The sequence below is a fragment of the Streptomyces orinoci genome (assembly GCF_003121295.1).
Taxonomy (GTDB): Bacteria; Actinomycetota; Actinomycetes; order Streptomycetales; family Streptomycetaceae; genus Streptomyces; species Streptomyces orinoci.
Window position 1 is genome coordinate 12,895 of sequence record NZ_PHNC01000011.1, and the last position, 20,721, is coordinate 33,615.

A 20,721-nucleotide genomic window follows, 5' to 3' on the forward strand; every position below is an offset into this window, starting at 1 on the left:
TCCGGGGCTCCGCCCCGGGAAAGAGACAGGAGGGCTGAGCAACGACTTGCATCGAATGCGGCGCCAGCCTGCTGGAGGCGCCTGGGGGTCGTCTCGGCTGCCCGCACCGGTAGACGTTGCCCTTACTCCAGTTGCAGTTCGCTATTCCTGCTGGTCAGAGGCCTGTTTTCGAGTGTAGCGAGCTGACCGTCCATCAGGTGGTGGAAGTTCGTGACTGGCGGTGCGTGATCGCTGTTGTGCTGATCATGCAAGACGATGTGCAGCCGGGTGTCTGGGCTTCGGAGCTGGAGGAGGTGCTGCTGCGGGTCGGTCACCGGTTCGGCCGGGTCGACCTGCGGCGGCGGATGCGGGACTACGTGCGCGGGCTGCTCGGCCCCGTCGGCCGGAAGGACGGCGCTGGCAGCTGGCCGAGTACGTCGGCCATGACGTGCCAGCCGGCTTGCAGCATCTGTTGAACCGGGCCCGGTGGGACGCGGACGAAGTCCGCGACCTGCAGGAATACGTGGCCGAACGGCTCGGCGAACCCGACGGTGTCCTGATCATCGACGAGACGGGCTTCCTCAAGAAAAGCACCGCTTCGGCTGGTGTCCAACGTCAATACTCGGGCACGGCGGGACGCACGGAGAACTGCCAGGTCGCGGTGTTCGCCGCGTATGCGTCCTCGCGGGGCCGCACGCTGGTGGACCGGGAGCTGTACCTGCCGAAGTCCTGGACGTCCGACCGGGAACGATGCCGGGCGGCAGGAGTGCCCCACAGCCGGGCCTTCGCTACCAAGACCGAGCTCGCCCGCAACCTGGTCACCCGCGCACTGGCCTCGCCGCTGCCTGTCTCGTGGGTGACTGCGGACGCGCTCTACGGCCAGGACTGGCACTTCCGCCGCATGCTTGAGGATGCCGGTCTTGGCTATGTGGTTGCGCTGCCGAAGTCGCAGCAGGTCAAATCCCTGGCAGGCTGCTGGCGCATCGACCAGCTCATCTCCGACGCACCGGACGACGCCTGGGAACGGCTCTCCTGTGGCGACGGGGCCAAAGGTCCACGCGTCTACGACGGACGATGACGAGCCCTCGTACCGCAGATGGGTACTGGCCCGACGCAGCATCGCCCGCCCGGACGAGATTGCCTACTACCTGGCCCACGCGACCACGGGCACCACCGTGAAACAGCTGGTCACCGTTGCCGGCAGCCGCTGGGCGATCGAGTCCTGCTTCCAGAGCGCGAAGAACGAATGCGGCCTGGACCAGTACGAGGTCCGCCGCTACCCGGGCTGGTACCGGCACATCACCCTCGTCATGCTCGCCCACGCCTTTCTCGCCGTCATGGCTGCCCAGGCCGGAGATGAAAAAGGGGCCGCAGAAACGGATCTTTCCTCGCTCCGCTCACCCCGGCAGAGATCCGCAAGCTCATGGCAGCTTGCAGCCCTGGAGCAGGTCACCGTCAGCACACACATCACGCCCTGAGGTGGTCCCACTTCAGGCGTCACCACCAGGCCACCGCCAAACGCTGCCACTACCACCGGCGCACCCGATGTCACGAACTTCCACCACCTGATGGACGGTCAGCTCGCTACACTTGAAAACAGGCCTCTGACCAGCAGGAATAGTGAACTGCAGCTGGAGTACTAGCGGCGAAGCGATCGGCTGGCCGCCTGTGGTTGTCAAAGTGCTGGGGGCGGCGGCTGGCCGTCGGCAGCTTCCGCATACGATCAGCCGATCCCGTCGGCCATGCAAGGAGTGCCTTCTCGGTGAGCGCTGTTGTCCCGCCGCCCCGCACCGCAACCGGGCTGTTGCCCATCCAGCAGCTCACCCGCACCGAGGACGGCGAGGAACTCCACGCTCTGCTGTGGAGGGCGGGAGCAGGCTGGCGGATGATCAGCAGCGCGGTCCTCGGCGGCGGCCTGGGCGAGGGCTCCTGGGTCCTGAACGCTCAGGTCTCCCACGGCTACCGGCGCACCGACCCTGACCGTCACCTCGCCAGTCTGGCCGGCGCCGCCCACGCGCGCACGGGCCTGGGGTCGGGCTCCTGACAGCTGCCGACGTCCGGGCGTACGGTCATGCGCACGACGGCGGAGTGGAAGCGGTCGCGACCGCAGGACTCGGAGTGCGAGGCTGGGCCGCTTCCCCCGCCGAGGGCACGACCTCGCCCGCACAGCCCGGCACGATCAACATCATCGTCGCGCTTCCGGTGGCGTTGACCGACGCAGCCCTGGTCAACGCGGTCGCCACCGCCACCGAAGCCAAGGTCCAGGCCCTGCTTGATGCTGGCTACCACTGCTCTGGCACGCCCACTGACGCCGTATGCGTCGCCGCACGCACGCCCTGCCCAGGCCAGGACCCCCACGCCTTCGCAGGCCCCCGCTCGCTGTGGGGCGCCCGCCTCGCGCGGGCCGTCCACAGCGCGGTAAGGGCCGCCGCGACCACGGGCCCACGCCGAACGATGTCGGTCGCAGTCCCTTCGATGCGCACATCGCTGCCGTCAGCCCTCGTGCCGTCGATGCGGTGTAGACGTGGCGTGGTTCCCGGTTCGTACTGGGCACCCCGATGCTGAGGCCAGGGATCAGGGTGTCCCGAGCAGCGTCGCGACGGCTGCGCGTGCATGACGGGCTGGGGCTGGGTCGCCGCTGATGCCAGCTGTCACAATGGCTCCTTCAGCGAGCAGGAAGACCGGTTCAGCCACCGGCAGCCCGGTGGCGTGGACCCACACCGAGATCTGATCGTGGAATGCCTGCTTGTGCGACCGGACTTCGGCCAGCACCGCTTGGGACGATGGGCCGAGTTCGCCGTAGGCGTTGATCCAGGCGCATCCGCGGAAGCCAGGTTCGGCGAACCACTCGGCAAGCCAGTCGAAGATCGCGAGTACGCGCGCGTGGGGATCTGGGACCTGTTCCACATGGGCGGCCAGGTTGCCCCTCCAGCGTTGGTCGCGACGTTTGAGCATCGCGACCACGAGGTCCTCTTTCGCCTCGAAGAACCGGTAGATCCGCTTCAGCGGCAGGCCGGATGCCGCACGGATCTCGTCCATACCGACCGCCTGGATGCCTCTCTGGTAGAAGAGCCTCTCCGCTGCGTCGAGCAGTGCTTCGCGGTCCAGGCGGTTCTGCTCGTCGGTGATCGGGGCTGGCATCCGGGGCTCCTTGACGTTGAGAACGATCGTTTCCTACCTTAGGCTCCACCCATAGAGAACGTTCGTTCTCGACACGAGGGGGTCGCAGTGCCCGAAGATCGCCCGCCCTACCCGCCATTCACGCAGGAGACGGCCCTGCACAAGGTCCAGGCGGCTGAGGACGTATGGAACAGCCGTGATCCCCACCGGGTGGCACTGGCCTACACGCCGGACTCGACGTGGCGGAACCGGGACACCTTCGTCAGCGGCCGCGAGGAGATCATCGCTTTCCTGACGCAGAAGTGGGAGCGCGAACTGGACTACGCGCTGCGCAAGAGTCTCTGGGGGTTCCACGAGAACCGGATCGCCGTCCGCTTCCAATACGAGTGGCACGACGCGGAAGGCCAGTGGCGGCGCAGTTACGGCAACGAACTGTGGGAGTTCGACGAGCGTGGCCTTCTCCGGCGCCGCGAGGCGAGCATCAACGACGTCGCCATTCCTGAAGCCGATCGGCGCATCCGCGGCCCCCGGCCCAGGGAAGAGCACGGAGTTGACATCCCGCTCCGGTAACGCCCGCCGCCACGCCACCCCAGACGACGGTGGGCCCAGGCAGCGCGAACGTCCGAGACCACCGCGCTCAGCAAAGCCCAAAGAACGCCGCCGCAGGGTCGGCGAACTGGCCCCGCTCTACGACGCCGCGCAGGACCCCGGCTCCGTCCTGGTCGTGTGCAACACCGTTCCCGACGCACAGAAGACCTACCAGGCCCTGACCCGCCGACAGGGCAGCCGCGGCGTACGGGTCCTGCTGCTGCACGCCCGGATGCCGGTATGGAGCGCGAGCAGATCACCAGCACCGTCCTGGACCTGGCCGGCCCGAAGGCCCACCGCTCCACCCAGCCGCTGATCGTCGTCACCACACAGGTGGCCGAGCAGTCCCTGGACGTCGACTTCGACCTCGTCATCAGCGACCTCGCCCCCCTCGCCCAGCTCCTGCAACGCGCAGGACGCGGCCACCGCCACACACTCGGCGACCGCGGTACCCGCCCCGCCTGGGCCGCCGAGCCCCGGCTGGTCGTCCTCGCCCCACCGGACAACTGCCCCCGCCGGCCTGGGGAGAGGTCTACGACCCGGCCCTCCTGCGCCGTACTCGCGAACTCCTCGAATAGCACGGGTGGTGACCTGGGACGGGTCGATTTCGCGGTCGGTGACCGGGTGCAGGTCGGTGAGGTGGTGGGGGCCGGGGATGGCGACGGTGTCGGCGGCGTCGCGCACGGCCCGGTTCCGGTCGTCGGCCAGGGCGTTGTTGGCCAGGTCGTTCACCTCGGCATAGACCGTCTCGATCATGCCGGCGACATCGCCGGGGATGTGGAGGGGCACCCCGATCGCCGGGGACCTTCGGCTCCTCCCGCACCTGCTCACCTCCGACGGCCGTGTTCAACCCGTTGGCACCGGACGCCACACGCTGCGACTCGACCCCTGCTCGGCCTCGTCCGCGAACCCAACCGGAAGTAGAAGTAACCGCCGTCCGCACGCCCCGAGTTCCCGTCCAAGGCCCTCTGCCTGAGGATCGAGTGAGAACTGTGGCCTGGTGCGGGTCGGGTTCCTGCAATATGGCCGTGGCCCGGCGAGGCGGGTAGTACGGTGCCGCAGTGGCCGACTATTCCCGGTTCATCAAGCAGCAGGTCTCCTCCCGCCTGTACCGGCCGGACGGCACGGTGGAGACGACGAAGGATCCGGCGGTCTGGACGCTGGCACACCGTGGGTACAGCGGCAGCGGGCGGCTGGACGTGTGGGTGTACGCCACGAAGCAGCAGGCACTGCGCGAGGGCGCGAAGCTCGCGATGGCCTGCGGGATGGACGAGGATGAGCAGGCTTGCCAGGACTTCGACGTCGGCCGCTGGCAGAAGGTCCTTCACCGCTACGCGCAAACCCACCCCGACACCCACCTGCTCCGGGTCCAAGCGGCCTTCTTGCAGTTCCCGGAGTGAGTCGCCCCCGGCCGGGGAAGCGCGCCATGGGGCCTGCCTGTCAGACATCCCGTGACGTTGGATGTCAACTCATGGCGATGGCGGTGAACTTCAATGCGGACACTGGGCAGCGAATTGCGGAGTGGGCCCGCCAGGCGATTCTACCGGCGGTAGAATCGGTGGTATGGGCAAGCCGACGAGTATCAAGACCAGTGAAGAGGTCCGCGACCGGTTGCGTGTGCTGGCGGAAGAGCGCGGCACCACGATCACGGAGCTGTTGAAGGAGCTTGCTGCGCGTGAGCTCACTGCGGCTGAGCGGGAACAGCAGGCCGCCGAAGCTGCCCGGGAGCTTGGGGTCGATTACACCGAGCAGCTTCGGCAGGCCGGCCAAGATGCCTGGGCACGGATCCGCGCCCACCAGGGCGGCGCCGCCGCATGAGCCTGACGGCCGTCCTGGACCACACCGCTTTGGCCGTCCTCTACCGGGCGGACCCGTTCTTCACCGGCCTGTACGTCGAAGCTTCCCGCGGGACCGGCCGCGTCCTGATCCCCTCGCTGTCCGTTCTCGCTGCCGAGCGTCAGGTTGCGGGCGCGGGCAAGCACGCTGCCTCTCTGCGGTTCGCGCAGAGCGTTCCGTTCACCACGGCACACGCCGTAGATGCGATGGGCTGGCCGACGGTGGAAGGGTCAGTGGCGCACGCAGCAGCCATCGCCTGGCAGGCAGTCAAGGCGGGGCAGCCCGTCACTGTGCTGTCGCTCAAACCAGAGCTCTACGGGGAAACAGGCATCACGCCGCTGAACCCTGCTTAGCCGCAAAGCCTGCCGGGAGAACGAAGTTGGCAGTTCCCATGGGTCCGCCTTGCTGCCCGCCCCGCCACCTTGCTGCTGGGGCAGTCTGTTCCTTCTCTTTGTTACGCGTGCTGTCCTCGGCTGTCGGAGCTTGGGGTGCACGCTCTCAACGGCGGTGCCGGGCGGCCCGGTCGGCGGCGATGTAGGGCTGGAGGAATTCGGCCCGGGCGTGCTCTTCTTCGGCTAAGGCGCGCCGCACGCACAGTTCGGTGACTTCTACCGCATACCGGCGGTAGTGGTTCGCCGGCCGGGGTAGCGGAACGGGGTACAAGTGCCAGCCGCGTGCCGTGGCCCGCCACAGCTGACGCTCGGCCTCCGCAAAGCTGCCGTAGTGATCAAGGAACATTGCTACGACGTCGGCCCCGAAGTACATCGACGGCCGGTCGCCTGCTGCGCATCCCGCGCAACCTGCCGTGCCCGTGCACACTGCAAGACGATGCTCGTAGTGCGGCGGAGCGAATCGCGGATGGGATCGGCGCTGAGTGTACGTATGGCCAACACCGCGGCGGCGGACCTCGACCTGGCCACCGGCCTCAAGACGCCGCACCGCCCGCCGTACAGCGCCACGCTGGGCATCACTCGGCCGCTCAACACCGTAGACCACGCACGACACCCGAACAGACAGCCAGGGGGCCGCCGTCGACGTCGCTGCGCCCGCCGGGCTCGCTGCGGACGTAGGCCAGTACGGCCCGCTGCACTCGACCCAGCTCTCGTGACACGGTTCCAGTCTCCCGCGGTGGCCGTCTTTGGGGAACGAGCCTTTACGGAAGACCGGAACGAAGGCGGACGCCGTCTCAGCAACGAACGCTTACCCCGCTTGCTTCAGGCCAGGGTGGGCTGCAGGGCTGGCGAGCGGGACGCCTGCGTGCGATCACGCGCGTCGGCTTGGGTGGAGTGGAGGTGGTCCTCGCCATGGAGGCGATTTCTACCGCAACGCGGCTATCTGCAATCCGCTTGAAAGGGTGGAAGGCAGGCGTGTCCGGCTCGCAGATGGGTTGCCGTAGCATGTCCGGCTCTGCTGCTCGCCGCGTGTGGAAGGCCCTGTGTTGATCCCGGAGTACTGTCCGTTCCACCATGTCGAGGACGCCTGCGGGCCCATGGCGCGGCTGCTGGAACGGGCCGGCCTGCTCGCCCTGACGCCGAATGCTCCAGCCCATCCCGAGCATCAGGCGCCCACCGGTGACGACTGCGTCTTCGACGTCCCGATGGCGGAGATCTCGTTGCGGCGGATCGTGGCGCGGATCAACACCTGGGGCCGGACCGTCCTCGACCCCACGATTCCCCGCCTGGACGTAGCGCCGGGTGATGTGCGTTCCGTGCGTTACGCGCTCCAGGCCCTGTACGAGACGGTCCAGGAGAAGGCCGGGGTCGAGCCGCAGTGGTGGCGGGTGAAGGACCGGCTGGCTCAGGCGCGTACTCTCCTGGCCCGCGATGCGCTGGCCGATGCCGAAGACGACCGGCTGTCCGCCTACCTGGCGGCCCTGCACGTCGACCGCGCCTACACCGTCTGGAAGACGGAGATCAAGGCGGGTCTCGGTTCCTGACCCGGCTGGTGCTTCAGCCTCCGGCCAGTCTTCGCCGGCAGCGGACCCGAGCGGTGACAGAGAGGGCGTACTGGGAGCGGTGGATGTGTGCGGTGCCGGACCCACCACAGGCCCACGGTTCACCGGCCCGGCGGGTCCCCGCAGGCCCGGGCCGGCTCAGGTTCCCCGGCGGAAGAAGCGTCGTAGCAATGAGGGCGAGTCCTCGCGTGGGGTGGTCACCGCAGGCGCTGGACGTGGCAGGCGGCCCGGTACCGGGGGCTCTGCCGGGGAGGCAGCGGGCAGGTCGGTGCCGCGTTCGACGGCGATTCTCGCTGCGACCGCCTTCGCGTCAGGAGAGGCGGGGGCCGGTCGGGGAAGACCGCGTTCAGCGGCAAGCGTCGCTGCGGCGATGCCGGGACGCTTGTCTGCGCTGGGCGGCTGTTGGAGGGTGATTCCTGCGTCGGTGAGGATGCTCAGATCCAGCTTCCAGGCGACCTGCGAGCGGCGCCGCCACGTTGCGAACGCGGCGTCGATATGGCGGCGGGCCGTCGCCCCGTCCATCTTGGTGACCTTGACCAGATGGGCGAAGGCCTTCGACTCCAGGCCGCGGACTTGGGCGTATCCGTAGTGGGTGACCGTGTGGCAGTCGGTGCACAGGCAGATCAACCGTTTCAGGCGCTGGACGTGGGCGGCGTCGTCGTACACCCACCGCTCGTGGGCCTCCAGCCACCGCTGGGCCGTCCGGTCCTCACTGGCCCCGCAGGCCTCGCATCGCATCCCGGCCCGCCGGGTGATCATCCGGCGGAGCCGTTCCCAGTCCCGAGGAGCCACGCAGGAGCGCACGTTGGTGAACCAGCAGCTGGAGGGCACCAGGTCGACGAATAGGCCCTGGCCCAGCGTGCGGTCCTCGCCGGGCAGCAGGTCCGGCACATCCGGAGCCGCCGCCCACTGCTGAAGCGCGGTCAGGCCCGTGCGGGGCGCGTACCAGCGCTTGGCGGCCGGGTCCCACCGGGCCCCGGCCGCCTTCGCCTGGTCCTTCTCCGCGTACGGAACATCCAGCCAGATGCGCTCGACCACCGTTGTTCCCCCCACACGCTCTTCGAGGCGATACAAGGGCTACGCCACCTCTAACGCACGCACCACGACTGGCCAACCCCGCCCCACAATGCACGGTCACGCTGACCGATGCAAGATCGCATGCAGCTTAGAGCTGACATATGCAGAGTCAAGCCATACAGGACAGCACGCCTTCGACGCCGACCACATCGCGGATCGACAACACCACCCGCAAGCTCATGCACTCCGGACAGTGGCTCCTCTCGGTCGGCTTCTGGTTCTCCCTGGGCCACTCCACCGTGGTGTTCGCGCTGGCCTTCCTGCTCTCCCTCGGCGTCCGGCAGCTGGCGGGACCGGTGTCGGACGACGGCTCACAGCTGCACGATGTCAACGGGCCTGGTCGGCACCATCGTCTCCGGCAGCTTCCTGTACGTCATCGCGATCATCAACGTGGTGATCCTGGCGGGGATCTGGAAGGTTTTCCGGCGCATGCGGGCCGGTCATTTCGACGAGGCGGAGCTGGAGGACCAGCTCAACAACCGCGGTTTTATGAACCGTCTGCTGGGCCGGGTGATGAAGTCGGTCACCAAGCCGGGGCAGATGTTCCCGGTGGGCCTGCTGTTCGACCTCGGCTTCGACACCGCCACCGAGGTCGCCCTGCTGGTGCTGGTCGGCTCCGGCGCGGCCTCCGGACTGCCCTGGTACGCGATCCTCTGCCTGCCCATCCTCTTCGCGGCGGGCATGTAACTGCTGGACACCATCGACGGCACGTTTATGTACTTCGCCTACGGCTGAGCCTTCTCCAAGCCGGTGCGCAGGGTCTACTGCAACCTCACCATCACCGGCCTGTCCGTCGCTGTCGCCCTCTTGATCGGCACCGTCGAGCTGCTGGGCCTGCTCGCCGACCAGCTCGGGCTCCACGGGGCGTTCTGGGACTGGGTCAGCAGTCTGGACTTGAACATCATCGGGTTTGTCATCGTCGGGCTGTTCGTGATGACCTGGATCGTCGCCCTGGCGGTCTGGAGGTTCGCCCGCATCGAGGAGAGATCGACCGCACACACCCAGCCCGGTGAGCCGGCCGTGGACTGACGAGAGAACGCACTGCTGGTGACGGACACCGACGCCGGTGTCCGTCACCAGCGGTGAAGTCCGGGCCCGTGATGCGGGATGGACTGGGCCGAGGCCGAATCGGCTCTCGCTGTGGCCGTCGAGAGACCGGTTACTGCGCGCGCGTCTCGGCGCAGTCGCCGGGACCACGCCGTTCAACTACCCTGCGGTGATCCCGCTTTGGAAGTCCGCCCCGGTCCTGGCCTGGGCAACGCCTTCAGCCTCAGGTCCTCCGAGCGCGGCCTCTCCGTTCCGCTCCAGCTCGCGGAACTGTTCTCGGAGGCGGGTCTTCCGGCTGATGTCCTCAGCGTTGTCAATGACGCCAGGGAACCGGTCGATAACCTCCTTGAGAATCCCCTGTCGCCGTCCTCACGACTGTTCTCGAGTTAGCTCGGGGGCACTTGACGAGATCCCGTCCGATCTGATTGATCGGACGGGATCTCGTCGTTTCTGGGGTTTGTTCGAGGTCGTTTGCGAACTCGGCGGTTCTGGGGGCGGGTGCTCGGCTGGCCGGTAGTGCGGGTTCGGGGGTGGTTCCGGGTGCGGAGGGCATGCCGGGATGTCCGCTGGGCGGGACGCGGGCCGCGGCGGCATAGGGCGTTCTTCAGGAATTCCCTGTTGCGGTGTTCAACGCGGCGGTGGAATTCCGCTGTTGGCTGGCTGGACCGGTGCGATGTGGTGGCTGCCTGGGCCTGGGTGATTGTCGGTGGAGTGCGGCGGGGCGCCGGTGGTGAGGTGCCAGTCGTGGAGGATCTGCAGGTTGATGGTGCAGATCATCAGGGCGATGAGGATGGTCTGGGCGACGCGGCCGTGCGCGAGGCGTTTGCTGGCGTCGGTGAGGTTGATGCGGTGGCTTTTCGCGCGTCCGTTGAGTCCTTCGTTGTTGGCCCGGATCGGCTTGTAGACGTCCTGCCATGGGCCGCTGAGGTAGCGGAAGTCCTGCCGGAACTTCTCGCGCTGGCCGAGGTCGCCTGGGTGGATGGTGATGGTCGGTTTCTGGCAGATCCTTGGGAGCTCGTCCTGGGGCAGGGGCCGCAGGCGTTTGGCGGGTTCGACGGGGACGATGGGTTTGGCCGCGGTGTGGGCGGCGGTGGCGCGGAGGCTGGTGAGGTCCACGGCCTTCGGCTTCGCTGCCGGAGCGCGGTGGAGTCGCTGGAAGCGTGGGCAGGTGACCGTGGGTGCGGTGCCGGCGGCGGGGCATTGCAGCCGGATGGCGCCGCGTGCGTCGGCGGCTTGCTTGAGCTTGAGGAAGAACGGTTCGCGCTTGGCAAGGAGTTGGAGGAGATGGTCATCCGGTTCGCGTACGGCTTTGTCGTCCATGCCTGTGGTGGCGTGCGCGTAGGCGGTGGGCATGGCGGGGCAGGCGAGGGTGCCGTCGACGAGGAGTGCGCCGAGGTGGGTGCCCTGGATGCCTCGGTGTTCTTGTTTGTAGTCGAGGGCGAGCTGGTAGCCGAGTTGGCGTGCGGGCTGGGCGAAGTGGGCGGTGGTCTGGTCGGTGTAGGCGCGATCGGCGGCCAGGACCCCGGTCGGCAGGCCGAGCGGGGTCAGGGCCTTGAGCGCGTGGATCGCGTTGGGGCCGATGCGCTTGCCTGGGGTGTCCAGCACGAAGCCGAGCGCGAGTTGAGGGTGGGAGCTGACGCGCCGGCCTTCGCGCGGGTGACCTGTGGGGTGGCGGCGGCTGGCGGCGACGAGGAGGGTCGCGCTGTGCCCGAAGACGCCCTCGGTGGAGCCCGCGCTGAAATGCCAGCCGGCGGTGACCTCGATCGAGGCCCGGTCGCGCCGGGTGCTGGGCGGGTGGTGCCAGGCGGGAATGGCGGTGGTGTCGACGCCGATGTCGCCCTTCCAGCCTTTGAACAGGCCGCGTTTGAGGGCCAGGCGGACGGTGACCTGGACCAGGCGGTCACTGATCTCCTGCAGCAGACTCCGGCGCCGGAGGTGTTCTGCGTCCGTGTCCTCCCAGGCCGCGGCGTGCTCGGCGGCCATCTCAAACGGCAGGCGGCTTCGCCTGTCACACCTGTGTGGATCGAGAGTGCTGGTCAGCCTGTTGAAGGTGCGGTAGACACGTTGGGAAAACGCGATCCGGGCGTGCGGATCGTGCAGGTCCCTGTCACTGACGCCGAGCCAGTTCTGGGCGGTGGGGGTGAGCTCGTCGAGCAGGACCCGGCAGGCATCGGCCAGGGTGGCGCTGTGGTGGTAGTGCAGGGACAGCAGCAGGCCAACCAGCACCGTCCGCACCGGCAGGCCAACCGGGCCAGGGCGGCCGGCCAGCTCGGCATCGATGAGGCCGAGCACTCCGCTGTTGTGCAGGAGCGCATCGAGCTGGCCGACTTTGGAGTCGGGTATCCGGGCTGGTGCGTTGGTCACCGGAGGTGGCCGGCAATGCCTGATCTTCTTGCTGTCCCGCCAGGAGCGGGGGACGGTCATGGCCTGGGGCCTCGCAGAAGCCGGGCTGCGGTGTCGTCATCGAGAGGCGGCACATGGTGCTGATAGCGGGCCAGGGAAGCAGCAGAAGCCAGACCCGCAGCCTTGGCGATCAGGTTGTGCCCGAGCCCGGTGGCCATCAGCCGGACGATCCATGTTGCCCGCAGACGCCCCACCGAGACCTTCGGCAGACCGTCCGGGGGGCGGTGCAGAAGCGACCAGGAGCTGATGAGGTTCTTGGCGTACTCGACTGTGCGACGGGGCCGGAACAAGTACTCGTCGCCAGCCTGACGAGCCAGTTCCTCCAGGGTGTCCTCCCATCCGGCATGAACGGCCAGCGGATGCTCGCGGGTGACCCCGGTGTGCACCAAGGGCCCGTGCCCCTCACCACGGCGCCGCAAATGGCAGCCGAGGCTGGATGCGATCTCCTTCGGCTGCAGACCGCACCCCGCCCCCAGCCCCAGCAGCGCCAGAGCGTCCGAACGCTGCTGCCCGCGAAGATGCACAGCCCAATGCCGCAGACCCGCCAACTCCACCTGGCTGTAAGGAGAGTGCGGGTTGGTGTCGGCGTGCAGGCGGGCAGGTGGAGCTTCCCCGCGCTCACTCCATGCCAGGGCATCGCGCACCCGCAGGAGCCAGGTCCGGTAGGTCCGGATCGAAGCCGGTTGCAGGCCTGCGGCTCTGGACAAGACGTAGGCGTCGATGACCTCGTTGCGCAGCCACGCATCCGGATCCTTGGGATGTCCTGCCACGGTGGCCCAGACGGCCAAGGACGCGGTGACGTGCAAAAGCCGTTCCACGTCGTAAGGAACGGCGTGCACCGCGGCTGTCACCACCGCTCTGACCAGCGGCGCGACATCCTCCCAGACGGGCGGGGCTTGACGCGGCCGGTAGCGGCTGATCTTCGCGGATGTGTCGGGATCAAGGACCACGGTCCACGAATAGCGGCTGGACAAGCAGCCGTCTGCGGATTGATCGACTTCAACGGAAAGGATGGTGCGTGGATGGTCGGCGGACGCGCCCGCGCACGCCCCCCGCGGCAGATGACCCACGATCCGGAAGCCTGGCCCGACGTGTCCAGCGCGGATGCGGGAGCCGCGGATGCGGGAGCCGAGGCCGTCCGCCAGATCGCCCGACACCTGGCCCGCGCGATGGACGAACGACGCCTGAGCCTGCGGGCGGCGGCGGCCGGATCCGGGGTCAACCGGCAGGCCATCGCCGATCTGCTGGCTGGTAAATCCTGGCCCGACGTGGCAACCATCGCCCGGCTGACCGCCTTTACCGGAGTTCACCTGTGGCCGACTGGGCCCGTAACCGTCCGGAAGAGCAAACAATGAGCCTCGATTCGCACCCGGACTCGCACAACTGCGACCGGGCATGACGATTTCGCGGCTCCGCACCCACCAGCGAGATGATCTCCACTACTGTCAGGGCATGCGAGAGCCACCTTCGCAGGGGACTCGAGCAACCGGCACCGCCGAGCTCTACTCTCGGCGGTGCCAGCCTCTTCGCCGCCAGACGCGGCACGAAGGCCAACTGGCGGACGTCTCATCAGCCCATGGCGGCCTCCGTTCCCTCTTCACCGGCAGAAGGTGCGATCGCGAACCACGCTGTCGGGCCCTCGACTACCCGGCCCTCCTTCACCAGTCGCTTCAGCCGGGAACGCGTGGTCTCCACCCGCCGGGCAACACAGGTGTCCTCACCGATCGCGGCAGAGATGTCCTGCACCTTCATGGCCCTCCCCGCCCCCGCCAGCAGCACCAGCATCCGCTCACGCGCCACCTCCCACCGCAAAGGCCCGGGCTTCGCAACGGGCTCTTCAGCGACCGCGTCATCTGCAGTGGTGAAGGAGGCGTCATCGGGTGAGGACCAGACTTCCGGGCCCACTGCAGCATCCTCACGAGGAGGTTCGTCGCCCACGAGCGACCGCAGTGTCTCCCGGGTGATGGTCAAGTGGGCCAGCCGTTCCTCCGCCACCGCGAGCTTCTCGCGCAGGACGGACAACTCCCCACGCACGATGGCTTCTTCCGTGTCCAAACGCTCGAACAGCGACGTCATACCGCCCCTGAAATCACCCGCTGCCAACAACAGGGCTTCCATGACAGTCGAAGCCCCAGGCAAACCTAAGGGGACCACGATCAAGATCGCAGACAGTGATCGCTAATGATCCCAAACGACAACTACTGCCGGACCACGGCTCGTTACCGCCCTTGAGCCGACAGGGGGAGATCAGCCACAACAGCAACAGCCCGGGCGCATCCCTGCCGCGAGCCAGGGCCATTTCAGGAACACAGTTGGCGGTTACCACCGGCCCTCATCCTGACCGGCCTGTCTGCCAAGCTGTCATGGTCAACTTCTGCTGCGTCAGTGGAGAGTGCTGTGGTGGGGCGTAAGAGATGGACGGGCGTCGTAGCAGCGGTAGCGACGGTGGCAACCGGATGCGGAGGCAGCTCCGGCTCGGGGGCGGGACCCGCAGCTCCAGCGTCACGGCCGACGGTGTATCACCGGCTGGTCATGCCGGAGTCCCTGGCGCACGGCCACTACCGGCGTGACCATGATGCGGCTGATCCAGAGCAAGCTCTCGCTGACCTCATGGCGGGCCAGGTCGAGCATCCGACCCCCGTCTTCGGTGCATACGAGGTGGTGTCCCAACAGCAGGCGGGTCTCCTGACGGTCACGGGTGTGTATGGCACTGTCCTGAGCCCGGTGACAGCGCGCGACGAGTTTCTGCAGATCCTGGACCGCCGGGACAACGAACCGCGCACCGTGTCCGGTCCCCGCACGATCACCCCGCCTGGCTCGCAAGAGCCGCTGCAGTGCCGTGTGATCTATGTGACACACCCTGACGTGGGCGACCACGGATGGGATGCGGAGTGCACGTGGGCGGACGCCGCCACGGTTGCGACGGTAAGAGAAGTTCTGCTCTCGAAGGTCCGTCCCGATGACGTGGACCTCGACGCTCTCGCACGCGAGGTGAACGCGATCCGCAACGACGTACGGGCCAGCTGAGGCCGGCCGGGCCGACCAGACGGCCACCGACCGTAGCGACGGGCACCCTGCCAGCTGCGGGTCTGTCCGTTTCACTGGTCGGCAAGGCCCTGTGAACAGCGGCCACTCAGCTGACACCGCTCCAGGGCACGTACCCGGCCAGGCTTGTGACTTGGGAGACGCTGGAACTGTCTGCCCCGCTGTCCTGGATCTTGATTTTCCAGTCCCCGTCGAGCCATTTCAGCGTGAAGGTGGCGGCATTGAAGGTGCCGTCGGTCAACCGGTTGGCGAGGTTGATGACGGCCATGTCGGGGGTGTAGTCGACGAACTGGAAGCCTGCCAGTTGCCCGTCGCTGCTGCCGTCATTCACCTCGGGCCCGGCCAGTAGTCGAAGGTTGTTGTTTACGCCCGGCCCGGGGATGGCCTGTCGCCTGAGGATCTCGATTGCTTCGCGGTTGGACGCCACACCCAGCCGGTCGCCAATCTGCGAGGCAGCAATCAGTGCGCCGAGAGGCGTGTGGGCGTAGCAGCGGGCGATGGGGCCCTCGATCCTACCCGGGCCGGCGCTCGGTGAGACGGGCATCGCGTCGCCCTTGATGAGTTGCCAGGTGACGTCTTTGGGCGTGCTGGTGGGCGGGGTCTGATTGGTGTCGGTCAGCCCGCAGCCGTTGCCAGCGGCCGGGCTGCCGCCAGGGGTGGGTTGGGCGACGTGGGACGGGGCGGCTGTGTGGGGGCGCCCGTGGCTTGGCGTACCACCGCCCCCCGCGTGAGAAACCGTCTCACCGCCACCGCACCCAGCCACGGATAGCATCAACCCCGCTGCCAGCACCCATGCGCGAGAGCGTGACCCACGCCGAACGTGACGCACGAGACCCCCCTCCCTGTTGTGGTCAAAGCGCGAGGCCGAGCATAGAAGGATCAGGCTCAACAGGAAACGATCAGCCCAGGGCCGGGAAGCGATCTCCAGCCGATTGGGAAGCGATCTCCAGCACGCTTCGTTGTCGCACGCCAGGTGCACTCGTGAACACCCCTCCTCAGTTTCGTCGGTTCCAGTGCCATATCCGCACCCGTCTCCGCCGTCACCCACGGCAAACGCGCCCAGTCGACCAGTTGGCTGACGCATGTGCAGTCCGCCCAGACCTGGGTGAGGGCTTGGGGTGCCCTGCCACTGGGGGGAAGCGACTGCGGTGGTTGGCTGTTCGGCCGACCCGTCTCATGACGGGTGCCAGGAGGTGGAGCACTATGAGGTGCGCCTTCGGCCGCCGTGATGGCGGGTCACTCGTCCAGGCGGGAGGTCTCCCGCGCGTTGCCTCACGACCTCGGCAGACCACCGTGATTAACGGCAAGGTGCGTGATGCACGGGCAACGTTAATCGTAGGAGCCAGCCACACACGGCCTCGGAGGCCCGTACACGGGGGCGAGTGCATTGCCCATCGACCCTGGGGCGGTGCCGGGAGGGGACCACCCCCAGGGGGCAGTTACAGAGGGCTACGACAGTTGTCCGGGGTGGTCGTCGTCGGGGCGTCGTTGGCCGGGCCGTTGGGCGCGTCCGGCGGCCCCTTCCTGGGCGCTCTTCTGGGCGTGGCAGGGGTAGCGGACCCCTTGGAGGGCGTGGTCGCGGTGGTCGTCGGTCATGGCCTTGATGTGATCGATCTGGGTTGATGGGCGGACGCCGCAGATGCGGCACACCGGGTCACGGGACAGGACGTGGGTCCGGATGACTGACCAGTTGCCCGGGAGGCGGGCGGCCTGGTTGCTGGTGTGCCAGGGCAAGGCCGATCACCTCGTTCGTGCTCAGCTGTGGCGCGCTCTGCTTGCGGTGACGAGCAGAGCGAGCGCGGCGAAGAAGGTTACGAACGGCCCGGCTGAGATGTGGTGGGAGTAGTTGTAGGACAAGGGTGCGTGACTTTCGTGCTGATGAGCGTCAGACAGGACGATCACGGCGTCCAGGACCACCAGGGCGAGGGCCGTGACACCCAGCCATACCACCGCCGTGAGCAGGGCGTGTTGTTCGACGATGAGCCATAGCACTGCCAGCAGTGCGGCCAGGACGCACACGGCGGCGATCAGCACGCCCCACAGGTTCAGCACATGGTCGGAGCAGCCTTTCCCGCAGGTATCGGAGTAGAGGTTGAGAGCGGTCACATGATCGGTGGTACGGCCGTCTTCGTCCGTCTGGGTCGCCCAGGGAAGCCACAGGGTGATCAGTGTCAGCAGTGCGCTTGCGACGGTTGCCACAGCCCAGCCGATTCCAGGCCGTGCGCTCGCTGTGTGGCTGCTTGTCCTCGTGCCCGGAACAAGTCGCCATCCCGGCGGGGGCTGCATGGGGCGCGGCGGGTAGCTCTGCGCGGGCGGGGCCGGTGGCACCTTGGGAGGATCAGGTACGGGCTGTTCGGAAGACATCGACGTCTCCCCTCCGCGGAAGCTGGCGAACCTACGCGCTCAGTGCAACAGAAAGCGCGGGGCTCTGGAAGACGTCGGCAGCGGGATCAATTTGACGCAGTGAAAGTGTGTGCCCGCCCCCGGGTTCGAACCGGGAACTCTGCCGGTTGGGTGCGGCGCACCTCTCCCTTGGGTCAGGCGGGCGTTGGGGGAGTCGGCAGGTACATGCTGCCAGTTCGGCTCGCCTTCGTCGGCGGGGCCGAGGACCGGTTGCGCGGTGTCGCGAGTTGGGGCGGGCCGATGGCTTTTGTGTCCGGTCCATCGGCCCCGCCCGCCCTCGCGAGCCTATGAGGCGCAGCTGCCTGTAGGCAGTGCGCCGCTACAGAAGACCGGTGGTGTTCCTGCGCACGTGCGTCTTCCTGACCGAGTTGTCGATCTTCGTGCTGTTGTCGATGGCCGTGCTGTTGTCGATGGCGGTGCTGTTGTCGATCGCCCTGTGGGCGTCGGTGTCCGTGCTCTGTCCGCACCGGTTGTTGGTGGCCTGCTGGACGTTGTTGAGGTCGGCGCTGCCGCCCTTACCTCCGTTGGCTCCGGAACCCTGGCGCTGCTGGCCTCCGCCCGATCCGGCGCCACCCTTGCCGGCGCCCCCGGAGCCGCTGCCACCCGAGCCGGTCGCACCGGTGGCGGCGCCGCTCGATCCGTCGCCGCCCGTGGACTGGCCGCCGCTGCCGCCCGTGCCCTTGCCGGAGCTGGAAGCCTTGCCTCCGGAACCCTTGGCACCTGGACCGACACCAACTCCGACGCTGCCGGAGGAGTTGACGCCGCCGTCACCGGAACCGCCGGCCCCGCCCTGGGATTGGCCGCCGGTGCCGTTGCCGCTGGTGCCGTCACCGCCCGAGCCGGAGCCGCCGCCTGCTGAGCCGCCGGACCCGTGGCCGCCCATGCCGACGCCCAGCAGGTCCTGGGACTGGCGCAGCAGCGCGGCGCCTCCTGAGGCATCGACCAGGCTGGCGTTGGACGGGTTATCGCAGTAGATGTACACGATGTCCCCGTGGTGGGCCTCGGTCGCCGAGGCGGTCCCACAGCCGACCCCGAGAGTGGCGACAACAATCGCGGCAGCCGCCGCAATCCGCCGAGCGTTCCTCACAAGCCTTCCCTTCACCGTCGTTGCCGGTCATATGACCGGGTACTCATACGCTGACCTAACTGCCAGGGGTGGGGAAGGTCACGGCGCTAGTGGGCGGTGCAGACTCCCTAGTGATCCTGGCCGGAGACCAACCGGCTTACCCGGGCGTGAGGTTGGGGGCTTCCAAGTCCGCTCCGACCGGGCCTCCGCCGCCACCAGACCCTGGTCAACTTCGCGTTTACCTTCTGCTGGGACCAGTGGTTCGCCCCACCCGGGCCCCTGGACACCTCAGCGCCGGATGCCTGCCCCGACGACCGGCCAGAGAGGGGGACCATCCGAGTCCCACCCGCCCCAACTGCCCTGCTGGCCCAGGGCCTTACGCGCGGCCCGTTCATGGCTCGCCCCGGCTGTCACCCTGCAACACTGGTGGCGAGCCTGGACAGACAAGGCCCGCCCGCCGAGTTCCATGCCCTGCTCGACGCCGTCAGCACCGGAAGACCGCTTGATCTCTGCCGCCGGGTTTAACGAACTACCGGTAGTCATGTCGTCCAGGTCGACTGATTGAACGGAGGGGCGGTCTCCCTTGCCCCTCCGCTTATTTGCGCCAGAATTGCAGTAAGTACTGTTCGACGCTGTCCGCGTCTTCCCCTTGCTCCGCCAGGTACGCCACTTCGCTGCGCCCTGAGGACGCCACGCGCACACCCCAGGCCCCGCCGGTCTCGCCCAGGTGCACCACGTCCTCACTTCGGCCCATGTCCCAGAAGACGAGCTCACCGCCGGCCGTCGTCAGCGTGCCCTCCTCCTGTTCTTCCCATCCGCGTGTGTCGTCCACCGGTGGGGCACCATCCCATGTCTCCACAGCAACGTGGGCACTGTGCGTATGGCCGGCGCTGAAGAAGTCCATCCGTCCGGGCCGGATGTGGAGGAACCGGCCGTACTCGGGAGGGTCGTCGGGGTACGGCACCGGTACGTTCGACTCGTCGCTCTCCTGGAGCCCGAAGCTGTGGTAGGTCACGAAAACCTCAAACTCCTGCCGGGCCAACAGCTGCGCCATCACCCCGCCCTTCCCTCGTGCGGCTGTCAAATAGGGGAGGAGGGGTGGCGCTCCTTGGGAACAGCGCGTCCAATTGCGGTTCACCGAACATGTGCATCGCTTCTGAGGTCAGGGCGCTTGGAAGCAGGCGGTCCGGGCGTGTGGTCCTTCGCCGTGGGTGTCGACGACGTAGGCCTCGACCCATACGCAGCCTTTCCGGGTGGACAGGACGTTGCTCCACGAACCAGGCTGGGTGTCGCCGCTGAAGTGCCACGGGATGCTGATGTTCCCAGGTGTGCGATGGACGGTGATGTGAATGGTCCAGGCCTTGCTGTTCGGCCCGGCGAGGTACCCCCAGGCGGCCTGGCAGGCCTTGGATGCGCGCAGCTGAAGGGTGCCGAATGGTGAGCCGTCGGCGCGGTTGACCGGCTGCCAGTCCAGTTGCTTCTGGTCGGTGTTGCAGCCCTCGTGGTAGGGGTCGGTGTCGTCATGTGCCGGACGGGCCGCGATCGGCAAGCCGGATCGGGAGGGGGCAGCGGATTCGTCCGGGGCGGGCGCATGACCGGAACTGCCGATCAACACCCACCCGAGCGTCGAGACACATACCACTACAAACAGCGCCACGAGGGACAGGACGCCGCGACGCTTGAGCAACCTCCTGTACGGCCGGACGCCAGCGGCGTGCACGTCTTCTACCGCGCTCGCCGCTGGGGGCGTCGTGGTGGCTTCCTTGCCGGCTGAGGCGGACTGCGCAGCCACTTCCCACAGCTGCCGCCACTGGGCAGCGTCTGCGCCGCACGCCCCGACGAACGCCTCGATCACCGCCCAGCTCGGCGTGCGCCGGCCGCTTTCCGCGACCGACAAGGAAGCTGTCGAGAAGCCGGATCTCGCGGCGAGCTGCCGCAGTGTCAAATCTGAGGCGTCGCGCAGGTCTCGAAGCCGCATCGCCAGTTCCGCTTGGGCACCGGTGCCCTGAAGTTCACCGCGTTTGCGTCCCGCCATACCCGTGCCCCCGCCTCAGCTACTCGGTGCCGCGCGCATTGTTAAGTCTTGTTCAGCCTGGCAGCAAGGGCAGTTGCTGGTGTAGGCGGCACCTGGCCAAAGTGCTCTCACACGCCCCAGCCCGGCCCTTCGATCGGGGCACCAAGGGGCGGCCACAGTGTCCTCGGC

At 67.8% G+C, this 20,721-nt stretch carries 19 protein-coding genes and 6 pseudogenes; 13 read left to right on the top strand and 12 right to left on the bottom strand.

The genetic code is table 11. The features are described 5' to 3' along the window. Positions 1 to 245 precede the first annotated feature (245 nt). Together CV755_RS08635 and CV755_RS08640 are read left to right on the top strand one after the other, a co-directional pair. A pseudogene (locus CV755_RS08635) lies at positions 246 to 1,457 on the top strand (IS701 family transposase). Positions 1,458 to 1,741: 284 nt separating this feature from the next. Next, positions 1,742 to 2,415 (top strand): annotated as a pseudogene (locus CV755_RS08640) (adenosylcobinamide amidohydrolase); the annotation flags it as partial. Between the two features lie 138 nt (positions 2,416 to 2,553). Here CV755_RS08640 and CV755_RS08645 read toward each other — a convergent pair. Beyond that, positions 2,554 to 3,120 (bottom strand): TetR/AcrR family transcriptional regulator, encoded by a 567-nt coding sequence (locus CV755_RS08645; protein WP_109279593.1) that lies wholly within the window; start codon positions 3,118 to 3,120, stop codon positions 2,554 to 2,556. 87 nt (positions 3,121 to 3,207) lie between these two features. On the opposite strand from CV755_RS08645, the gene CV755_RS08650 reads away from it, so the two are divergent. The 5 genes and pseudogenes from CV755_RS08650 to CV755_RS08670 all read left to right on the top strand — a co-directional run bounded on the left by CV755_RS08650 (position 3,208) and on the right by CV755_RS08670 (position 5,876). After that, positions 3,208 to 3,669, top strand: coding sequence for a nuclear transport factor 2 family protein (locus CV755_RS08650; RefSeq protein WP_109279594.1), 462 nt, complete (start codon positions 3,208 to 3,210; stop codon positions 3,667 to 3,669). A 154-nt stretch (positions 3,670 to 3,823) separates the two neighbouring features. Further along, positions 3,824 to 4,611, top strand: a pseudogene (locus CV755_RS37100) (helicase-related protein). Positions 4,612 to 4,748: 137 nt separating this feature from the next. Continuing rightward, on the top strand, positions 4,749 to 5,087 hold the full coding sequence (locus CV755_RS08660) for a hypothetical protein (RefSeq protein ID WP_109279596.1): 339 nt from the start codon (positions 4,749 to 4,751) through the stop codon (positions 5,085 to 5,087). A gap of 163 nt (positions 5,088 to 5,250) precedes the next feature. Continuing rightward, complete coding sequence (locus CV755_RS08665) at positions 5,251 to 5,505, top strand: hypothetical protein (protein WP_109279597.1); 255 nt, start codon at positions 5,251 to 5,253, stop codon at positions 5,503 to 5,505. Beyond that, positions 5,502 to 5,876: a PIN domain-containing protein gene (locus tag CV755_RS08670; RefSeq protein ID WP_161968623.1), complete on the top strand. Its 375-nt coding sequence runs from the start codon at positions 5,502 to 5,504 to the stop codon at positions 5,874 to 5,876. Before CV755_RS08665 ends, CV755_RS08670 begins: the two co-directional genes overlap by 4 nt. Positions 5,877 to 6,021: 145 nt before the next feature. Here CV755_RS08670 and CV755_RS08675 read toward each other — a convergent pair whose 3' ends face one another. Further along, the gene (locus tag CV755_RS08675) at positions 6,022 to 6,261 is read right to left on the bottom strand and encodes a hypothetical protein (RefSeq protein WP_153068614.1); all 240 of its coding nucleotides are present in this window, start codon (positions 6,259 to 6,261) and stop codon (positions 6,022 to 6,024) included. A 697-nt stretch (positions 6,262 to 6,958) separates the two neighbouring features. Here CV755_RS08675 and CV755_RS08680 point away from each other — a divergent pair. Next, positions 6,959 to 7,459 carry a hypothetical protein gene (locus tag CV755_RS08680; RefSeq protein ID WP_109279599.1) on the top strand — a complete coding sequence of 167 codons (501 nt, stop codon included), beginning with the start codon at positions 6,959 to 6,961 and terminating at the stop codon, positions 7,457 to 7,459. A gap of 156 nt (positions 7,460 to 7,615) precedes the next feature. Here the strand turns inward: CV755_RS08680 and CV755_RS08685 are convergent, their stop codons facing one another. Next, a complete protein-coding gene (locus CV755_RS08685; RefSeq protein ID WP_109279600.1) occupies positions 7,616 to 8,515 on the bottom strand; it encodes a DUF5710 domain-containing protein in 900 nt (299 codons plus the stop codon). A 163-nt stretch (positions 8,516 to 8,678) separates the two neighbouring features. On the opposite strand from CV755_RS08685, the pseudogene nicT reads away from it, so the two are divergent. Both nicT and CV755_RS08695 read left to right on the top strand, forming a co-directional pair. Next, positions 8,679 to 9,583: pseudogene (nicT, locus tag CV755_RS08690) on the top strand (Nickel transporter NicT); the annotation flags it as partial. 133 nt (positions 9,584 to 9,716) lie between these two features. Further along, a pseudogene (locus CV755_RS08695) lies at positions 9,717 to 9,958 on the top strand (aldehyde dehydrogenase family protein); the annotation flags it as partial. A 270-nt stretch (positions 9,959 to 10,228) separates the two neighbouring features. On the opposite strand, the gene CV755_RS08700 reads toward CV755_RS08695, so the two are convergent. Together CV755_RS08700 and CV755_RS08705 are read right to left on the bottom strand one after the other, a co-directional pair. Then, positions 10,229 to 11,893: a hypothetical protein gene (locus CV755_RS08700; protein WP_153068615.1), complete on the bottom strand. Its 1,665-nt coding sequence runs from the start codon at positions 11,891 to 11,893 to the stop codon at positions 10,229 to 10,231. A 128-nt stretch (positions 11,894 to 12,021) separates the two neighbouring features. Beyond that, positions 12,022 to 12,978, bottom strand: coding sequence for a hypothetical protein (locus tag CV755_RS08705; RefSeq protein ID WP_241561062.1), 957 nt, complete (start codon positions 12,976 to 12,978; stop codon positions 12,022 to 12,024). A 15-nt stretch (positions 12,979 to 12,993) separates the two neighbouring features. Here CV755_RS08705 and CV755_RS08710 point away from each other — a divergent pair, with 15 nt between their 5' ends. After that, entirely contained in the window at positions 12,994 to 13,359 is a 366-nt protein-coding gene (locus CV755_RS08710; protein WP_241561063.1) for a helix-turn-helix domain-containing protein, read from the top strand. A gap of 214 nt (positions 13,360 to 13,573) precedes the next feature. Here CV755_RS08710 and CV755_RS08715 read toward each other — a convergent pair whose 3' ends face one another. Then, entirely contained in the window at positions 13,574 to 14,122 is a 549-nt protein-coding gene (locus CV755_RS08715; RefSeq protein ID WP_153068616.1) for a hypothetical protein, read from the bottom strand. A 414-nt stretch (positions 14,123 to 14,536) separates the two neighbouring features. Here CV755_RS08715 and CV755_RS08720 point away from each other — a divergent pair, with 414 nt between their 5' ends. After that, on the top strand, positions 14,537 to 15,031 hold the full coding sequence (locus tag CV755_RS08720) for a hypothetical protein (RefSeq protein ID WP_109279603.1): 495 nt from the start codon (positions 14,537 to 14,539) through the stop codon (positions 15,029 to 15,031). Between the two features lie 106 nt (positions 15,032 to 15,137). Here CV755_RS08720 and CV755_RS37350 read toward each other — a convergent pair whose 3' ends face one another. From CV755_RS37350 to CV755_RS34560, 4 genes are all read right to left on the bottom strand, one after another. Then, positions 15,138 to 16,133 carry a DUF8175 domain-containg protein gene (locus CV755_RS37350; RefSeq protein ID WP_479681634.1) on the bottom strand — a complete coding sequence of 332 codons (996 nt, stop codon included), beginning with the start codon at positions 16,131 to 16,133 and terminating at the stop codon, positions 15,138 to 15,140. Between the two features lie 365 nt (positions 16,134 to 16,498). After that, entirely contained in the window at positions 16,499 to 16,783 is a 285-nt protein-coding gene (locus CV755_RS08730) for an HNH endonuclease signature motif containing protein (protein WP_109279605.1), read from the bottom strand. A gap of 21 nt (positions 16,784 to 16,804) precedes the next feature. Then, on the bottom strand, positions 16,805 to 17,248 hold the full coding sequence (locus tag CV755_RS08735) for a hypothetical protein (RefSeq protein ID WP_109279606.1): 444 nt from the start codon (positions 17,246 to 17,248) through the stop codon (positions 16,805 to 16,807). Positions 17,249 to 17,771: 523 nt separating this feature from the next. Then, on the bottom strand, positions 17,772 to 18,539 hold the full coding sequence (locus CV755_RS34560; protein ID WP_161968624.1) for a hypothetical protein: 768 nt from the start codon (positions 18,537 to 18,539) through the stop codon (positions 17,772 to 17,774). 160 nt (positions 18,540 to 18,699) lie between these two features. Here CV755_RS34560 and CV755_RS37105 point away from each other — a divergent pair. Next, positions 18,700 to 19,024, top strand: a pseudogene (locus CV755_RS37105) (IS701 family transposase); the annotation flags it as partial. 89 nt (positions 19,025 to 19,113) lie between these two features. On the opposite strand, the gene CV755_RS08750 reads toward CV755_RS37105, so the two are convergent. Both CV755_RS08750 and CV755_RS08755 read right to left on the bottom strand, forming a co-directional pair. After that, positions 19,114 to 19,572: a hypothetical protein gene (locus tag CV755_RS08750; protein WP_153068618.1), complete on the bottom strand. Its 459-nt coding sequence runs from the start codon at positions 19,570 to 19,572 to the stop codon at positions 19,114 to 19,116. Between the two features lie 108 nt (positions 19,573 to 19,680). Beyond that, complete coding sequence (locus CV755_RS08755) at positions 19,681 to 20,553, bottom strand: helix-turn-helix domain-containing protein (RefSeq protein ID WP_109279608.1); 873 nt, start codon at positions 20,551 to 20,553, stop codon at positions 19,681 to 19,683. Between the last annotated feature and the right edge of the window lie 168 nt (positions 20,554 to 20,721).

Coding starts and splice junctions, on each gene's coding strand:
- CV755_RS08645 (WP_109279593.1), bottom strand. CDS start 3,120: ATGCCAGCCCCGATCACCGACGAGCAGAACCGCCTGGACCGCGAAGCA.
- CV755_RS08675 (WP_153068614.1), bottom strand. CDS start 6,261: ATGTTCCTTGATCACTACGGCAGCTTTGCGGAGGCCGAGCGTCAGCTG.
- CV755_RS08755 (WP_109279608.1), bottom strand. CDS start 20,553: ATGGCGGGACGCAAACGCGGTGAACTTCAGGGCACCGGTGCCCAAGCG.
- CV755_RS08750 (WP_153068618.1), bottom strand. CDS start 19,572: ATGGCGCAGCTGTTGGCCCGGCAGGAGTTTGAGGTTTTCGTGACCTAC.
- CV755_RS08715 (WP_153068616.1), bottom strand. CDS start 14,122: ATGGAAGCCCTGTTGTTGGCAGCGGGTGATTTCAGGGGCGGTATGACG.
- CV755_RS08670 (WP_161968623.1), top strand. CDS start 5,502: ATGAGCCTGACGGCCGTCCTGGACCACACCGCTTTGGCCGTCCTCTAC.
- CV755_RS08665 (WP_109279597.1), top strand. CDS start 5,251: ATGGGCAAGCCGACGAGTATCAAGACCAGTGAAGAGGTCCGCGACCGG.
- CV755_RS08720 (WP_109279603.1), top strand. CDS start 14,537: ATGCCGGAGTCCCTGGCGCACGGCCACTACCGGCGTGACCATGATGCG.
- CV755_RS37350 (WP_479681634.1), bottom strand. CDS start 16,133: ATGCGTCAGCCAACTGGTCGACTGGGCGCGTTTGCCGTGGGTGACGGC.